This window comes from Arthrobacter glycogeni (assembly GCF_054511155.1).
This window is the reverse complement of the sequence record NZ_JBTNDE010000002.1, coordinates 222948-229316: the sequence shown is the minus strand read 5'-3', so window position 1 is coordinate 229316 and position 6369 is coordinate 222948. Positions and strand designations below refer to the sequence as shown.

The 6369-nt window shown below is 62.7% G+C and carries 5 protein-coding genes; 2 read left to right on the top strand and 3 right to left on the bottom strand.

Annotated elements, in window-relative coordinates:
* Positions 1-636 precede the first annotated feature (636 nt).
* On the bottom strand, positions 637-1485 hold the full coding sequence (locus ACX80O_RS02625; RefSeq protein ID WP_459332434.1) for an NAD-dependent epimerase/dehydratase family protein: 849 nt from the start codon (positions 1483-1485) through the stop codon (positions 637-639).
* Complete coding sequence (locus ACX80O_RS02620; RefSeq protein ID WP_459305328.1) at positions 1482-2486, bottom strand: aldo/keto reductase family protein; 1005 nt, start codon at positions 2484-2486, stop codon at positions 1482-1484. Before ACX80O_RS02620 ends, ACX80O_RS02625 begins: the two co-directional genes overlap by 4 nt.
* A gap of 120 nt (positions 2487-2606) precedes the next feature.
* On the opposite strand from ACX80O_RS02620, the gene ACX80O_RS02615 reads away from it, so the two are divergent.
* On the top strand, positions 2607-3680 hold the full coding sequence (locus ACX80O_RS02615) for a lipid II:glycine glycyltransferase FemX (protein ID WP_459332433.1): 1074 nt from the start codon (positions 2607-2609) through the stop codon (positions 3678-3680).
* Positions 3681-3728: 48 nt separating this feature from the next.
* Positions 3729-5507, top strand: a complete 1779-nt coding sequence (locus ACX80O_RS02610; protein WP_459332432.1) for a threonine/serine exporter family protein — start codon at positions 3729-3731, stop codon at positions 5505-5507.
* Here ACX80O_RS02610 and ACX80O_RS02605 read toward each other — a convergent pair whose 3' ends face one another.
* Positions 5508-6272: a uracil-DNA glycosylase gene (locus ACX80O_RS02605; protein ID WP_459332431.1), complete on the bottom strand. Its 765-nt coding sequence runs from the start codon at positions 6270-6272 to the stop codon at positions 5508-5510.
* Between the last annotated feature and the right edge of the window lie 97 nt (positions 6273-6369).

Here is a 6369-nt window from a genome sequence, read left to right as displayed (position 1 = left end):
ACAGCTTTCGCTTCCTGCGCATCAACCCAGGAACGCAACCCTCCCAGATCCTTAATCAGGTCCAGGGTCCGCCCCGCATCCAGGCCGACCACCGCCGCCACAGCCACCCCGACCAGTCAACACCGGAGGTTTTTCACTGGAGCGCACTCCGGCATCAGAGGCGTCAGCAGAAGCATCAGCGGGAGTGTCAGCAGAAGTGTCGAGTGGATCAACTGCCGGGGCGGTCCACACCGCGCCGACGCCCAACGGACCACCCGGACCATACCCACCAGACGCCCCGCCCGAAGTCCCCGAAGAACCGCCCGAAGCCCCCGCGGCAGTATCTGCGGGCCCTCTACTGGAGCCGGAGTCCGGGCCGGATTCGGGAGGGTATCCCTTTCCGGTAGGAGAAGCTGTACTGCTTTTCATACCTTCATTCCATCATCGGGCACTGACAAAATAAGGTCCGCAGGAGGGCATCCGGAAAAGAATTTTGAACTATTTTTCGTGGCCCGGTCACAGCCCACCGGGGGCGTGCACGAAACCCCACATCCCACCCGCTGAGGCGTTAGATCGGGCGCCTCACAAGCCCGATCACCCACCAGAGCTCACGGTTCGGCGAAGAGGACGGGAAAGGAAGACGGCGGGGCGGAAGTGCTAACCCACGTGGTCCCGCCAGCTATGCTGCGGGTCGAAACCGAGCACACTGCGAGCATGATCGATGGAGAGTAGCGTCTCGTGCTCGCCAACATCCTTGACCACTTCTACGTCAGGAAATACCTCGGCCGCAAGGGATGCGCTCGACCGGCTCATCACCGTGTCGGCCGCCGCGATGATGAACCTATCGAAGCCGGGGCCAGCATTCTCCAGCGCGCGCTGCACCGCCTGCGCGCCGTCGCGACCGTCAATGTACCCCCAGAGATTCCATTTTCGGGCCATCGCATCCTCATCAAAGGACGGAAACTCGACGTAATCCTCGGGATCCATGACGTTGGAGAACCGCAACGCCGTAATGCTCAACTGCGGATCCCAACGCGTCAGCTGGATCGCCATCTCCTCCTCGAGGTGCTTCACGAGCGAATAGGTGCTCTCCGGCCGGGCCGCGTATTCCTCATCGACGGGGATGTAGGGGGGATCCTCGTCGAACGGCAGGCCCAGCACCGTCTCGCTAGAGGCGTAGACAATCTTCCGGATTCCCGCCCTGCGGCACCCCTGAAACACGTTGTAGGTGGACAGCATGTTGTTGTGGAAGGTCGCCACATCCGCCTGGAGACCGGGCGCCGGGATGGCCGCAAGGTGCACGACGGCGTCGAAGCCGCTGTGCCGATCGTCGACGCCCATCAGCGCATCAACAACCTGTCCGTAATCGGTCAGATTGATCTTCAGGAACCCGGGGTCCCGTTCCCCCTGCAGATCCATTCCGAGCACCTCATGGCCGGCCGCCCGCAGTACTTTCGTGACAGTGCGCCCCAGTTTGCCGCTGGTTCCGGTGACCGCGAGCCTCATACGGGCCGCTCCTCGGGCGAGACGGTCTTTGCGGGATCGGTCTCGGCCATTGAGCCGATGGCCTCCTCGATCTTCGCCATCACCTCCGGCTCAAGGGTCACGCTCGACGCCACCGCGTTTGATTTGACCTGCTCCGGCTTGGACGCGCCAATAATCGCTGCTGCAACATTCTTGTTCTGCAGTACCCAGGCCACAGCCAACTGCGCCATCGTCAGGCCCAGATCATCGGCGATCGGCTGGAGCTTCTGGACGCCGGTAAGAGTCTCATCGGACATCCATCGCTTGATCATGTTCGAACCGCCCTTCTCGTCGGCAGCCCGCGATCCCTGCTCCGGAGTTCCACCCGGCTGGTACTTACCGGTCAGCACACCCTGAGCCACCGGTGACCAGACAATCTGGGACAGCCCCAGCTCCTCCGATACCGGAACCACCTCTTCCTCAATCACCCGCCACAGCATCGAGTACTGCGGCTGATTGGAAATCAGCTGAAACCCCAGGTCCTTCGCCAGCGCATGCCCGGCCCGGATCTGCCGCGCATCCCATTCGCTGACCCCGATGTACAGCGCCTTGCCCTGGCGGACGACGTCGGCGAAGGCCTGCATGGTTTCTTCGAGGGGTGTTTCGTGGTCGTAGCGGTGCGCCTGATAAAGGTCGACATAGTCGGTCTGGAGTCGTTCGAGTGAACCGTTTATCGACTCCATGATGTGCTTGCGGGAGAGTCCGACGTCATTGGGACCCTTCGGCCCGGTGGGTCCCCACACCTTGGTGAAAATCTCCAGGGATTGGCGCCGCTCGCCCTTCAATGCTTCGCCGAGCACCGTCTCGGCGGCAGTGTTGGCGTATACATCCGCTGTGTCAAAACTGGTGATGCCCACATCCAGTGCCGCGCGCACGCACTGGGTGGCGACGTCGTTCTCCACCTGCGAGCCGTGGGTCAGCCAGTTGCCGTAGGTGATTTCCGAGATCTTGAATCCGCTATGTCCGAGGTATCGATAGTCCATGCTTCCGATGCTATGGCACTCGCCGACGAATGGGGAGGGCCGCCGGGGGAATCCTGACGGTCGCCGTCAGGGCCAACCGTTACACTGAACTGTCTTTGTATCACCACTGATTGAGGGATTTTGGTTAAGTTCACCGCGCGTCTAGCCACGGCCGAGGAGCGGGACAATTGGGACGCGTTGGTGACAGTAAACCCCAACGGCGGAAATATTCTTCAGTCGGCATCTTTCGCGGAAGTGAAGTCACACCACGGCTGGACCCCCCAATTCCTGGTTTTCGAGTGCCCGGACTACACCACGTACAACTTGGTGATCGAGAAGCGGCTGCCCCTCCTGGGTGCCCTCTGGTACCTCATCAAGGGTCCCGATGTGGCGGATCCCGCCCACGTACCAGCCATCCTGGATGCCTGCCGCGATCTGGTCCGCTCCGGGCGGCACAAAGTCTTTGCCGTGAAGGTGGAACCCGACATCCCGGCCGACGACGACGTCGACCGGCTGTTCCTGAATGCGGGCCTGGTCAAGACCTTCGACCTGCAACCCAACGATCACACAGCAATCCTTGACACCACCCCGGAACCGAACCAGTTGCTGCGCAATCTTCATTCGCGGGGTCGCAATGCCGTGAGACGAGCCATCCGCGAGGGCGTCGAAGTGCGCCGGATGGAACCCACCGACGAAAATTTCAGCACCATGTACCGGCTGATGGCTCACATTGAGGATCGCTCGGCCGCAAAGCTCCGCTCCTACGACTATTACAGCCGGTTCTGGAAGAACTTCTCCGATGCAGGCCAGGGCCGACTGTACTTCGTCTACGAGGACGGCGAACCTTCGGTGGGAGCGTTTGTCATCAACTACGGGTTGAAGGGTACCTACAAGGACGGCGGGTCCAAACCCAAGCGTTCCCAGTACGGTGACTCCCATCTGGTGCAGTGGCAAGCCATCAACGATCTGAAGGAAGAGTTTGGGATTATGGAGTATGACTTCTGCGGCACCCCGCCCAGCGACCGGCTCAAAGATCCCACCCATCAGCACCACGGACTGGGACTGTTCAAAACCAGTTTCACCAGAACTGTGACGGACTTTGTCGGCTGTTATGACCTGCCACTCAGTGCGTGGAAGTATCGGGTGTGGAACGCCATTGGCGAACGGGTCGCTCGACAAATCTACTGGCGCAGACACCACCAACCGTTCTACTAAACACCAGCTCCGCTTCTCGCGGGCACACCGGACGAAGGGGTGAATCCCATGGGTGAGAAGACCGAGGCCGACGACGGCCGCAACCCCAACACCAACCCCGCCCCGGTAGCAGAACAGCTGCCGATCGTCCCCACCGCCGGTACCGCGGGCAGCTCGCGCCCGCCGGGCGTCTCGCCGGCCAGCCCACCGGGCGTCCCGCCGGCCACCCGGCCGGTCCACTCGCTGCCAGGGACCCCCGGCGCTCCGGCAACCGGAGAACGCCCGGTGCCAACTGGACGCGCACGGGCAACCAGCAAACCAGACAGGGCCTCGACGGCGAAAACCAAGACCCGGCCCCGTCAGGTAAACGGCAAGCCCGACCGCAGGACATACTCAACACCGACCGACGCGCTGCCCACCACACCACGCTCGGTCCGTCCGGACCGGTCAAACGCCGCTGCCCGCAAGGTGCTTCGACGCCTGGTCCAGGGAGAGGCGCCGCCCACCCAGGCGATGAGCATCGTGGAACGGTTGGCTGGCAGCCCCTACGCCAACCCCATGATCCAGGCCGTCGGTCCGGATATCAACGCCCGCAGGACCCTCGATTTCGCGCTCGGCCTGGCCGAGACGATGTTCCGCTACGGCGCCGGTGCCCTCGAAGTTGAAACCAGCATCATCGCGGTCACCGCAGCGTTTGGGCTGGATAACATTGAGGTGGACATCACCAACCAGTCGGTCATCCTCAACTACTCGGCGAAGGACCAGGCCCCGGTTACGGTATTACGTGTTGTCCGCTCGTGGACCAACAACTATGCCGGTCTGCTGAAAGTGCACCAGCTCGTGACTGACATCGTCGACGGCGGGACCTCCCGGATCGACGCCGCAGCGCGCCTGGATGAGATTACCCACAAACCTAAACCCTTCCCCCGCTGGATGGTGACCGCAGCGTTCGGCATCTTCGGTGCTGCCATCGTGAGTTTCATCGGCGGTGGTCCGCTGGAGTCGTTCATCAGTTTCGCCAGCTGCATTGGTGTCGACCTCCTGTCCCGGCAGCTGGGGAAATGGCGGGTCCCGGAATTCTTCGCCGTCGCCACTTCAGCGGGGATGGTCACTATCGTCGCCATGTTCTTCTGGTGGCTCGACATTGGAGTAGCCCCGTCGCTGGTGGTCGTGGGCGGCATTTTGTTGCTCCTACCCACAGGTCGTCTCGTCTCGGCTACCCAGGATGCGATCAACGGGTACCCGGTCACGGCGGCTGGCAGGTATCTATCAGCATTTCTGGTGTTCGCCGCAATCATCTCGGGAATCGCCGTCGCCCTGGTGGCGGGAGCGTTGGTCGGTATCCCTGAACTCCAGTTGACGACGTCGGCCGAATCCCTCTACCCGCTGCCGGTGGTTGCAGTGCTGGTCTTCATCGCCGTTGCGATGATTTGCGTGGCGGAGCAGACCGACATGAAACTGGTCCTCCCCACATCCCTCATCGGGGTCACAGGGTTCCTGCTGTACTCGCTGGTGGTCACGCTGGGGGTAGGTTACCGGTTGGCCCCTGCGATCGCTGCCGTGCTGATCGGGATGCTGGCCAGGATGGTGGCGCTGAGGATGGGCGCACCACAGCTGGTCGTGGCGGTCCCTGCGGTGATGTTCCTCTATCCGGGGCTGATGGTGTTCAGGTCAATGTATGGACTGACCATCGAGGCCGAGCTGGTGGGCGCCGGAAGTAACAGCCTGTTTAACGCACTGACCATCATCTTGGCCATTGCCGGCGGGGTGGTTCTTGGTGACAACCTGGCCCGACCGCTCACGAAGGGTGTCGGCAGCAACGAACGTCGTCGCAACCGTCGTCGTTAGCTACTGCAGCTGCCAGTCCACCGGATCGGCGCCCAGCTCAGTAAGCAGTGCGTTGGACCGGGAGAACGGTCGGCTGCCGAAAAACCCTCGTGATGCCGACAGCGGACTGGGATGGACAGACTCGATCACCGGAGTATCGCCCAGCAGCGGCTTGATCTGCTGGGCGTCCCGCCCCCACAGCACAGCAACCAGCGGCAGTTTCCTGGCGACGAGTGCTTCGACGGCCGCGCTGGTGACCACATTCCAGCCCAGTCGGCGGTGCGAGGCGGCGTCACCGGCCCGCACCGTCAGGACCCGGTTCAGGAGGAGCACCCCCTGCTGAGCCCACCCCGTAAGATCCCCGTGAGCGGGAACTGAGGCGCCGGTATCGGCGGCGAGCTCCCGGTAAATGTTGACCAGGCTCCTCGGAAGGGGACGGGTGGCGCCCGCTACTGAAAACGATAGCCCGACGGCGTGTCCCGGCGTCGGGTACGGGTCCTGGCCGAGAATCAGCACCTTGACCTGATCCAGGGGGTAGCTGAATGCCCGAAGAATGTGCTGCGCAGCGGGGAGCACCTCTGCGCCGCCGTCAACCTCCGCACGCAGGCGATCAGCGAGAAGATGCAGCTGTGGCTCAACCGGCGCCAGGGCGGCCGCCCAGGACGGATGGACGACATCGGCCACCGGGGCCGGTGCCGCGAAAGGGAACGCAGGGCTGACCGGACCGGTGGACGGTTTGGGGGAGGGGGCTGGCTCGGGGAAGAGAGCGCTCTGGTAATCCGACACCATCCCATCCTTGTGCCCCAGCGCGCCAAATGACAACAGTGTTATTCCCAATTACCATGAAGGGCAGACCAGGTGGCGTGCCAGCACGCTGCATCCA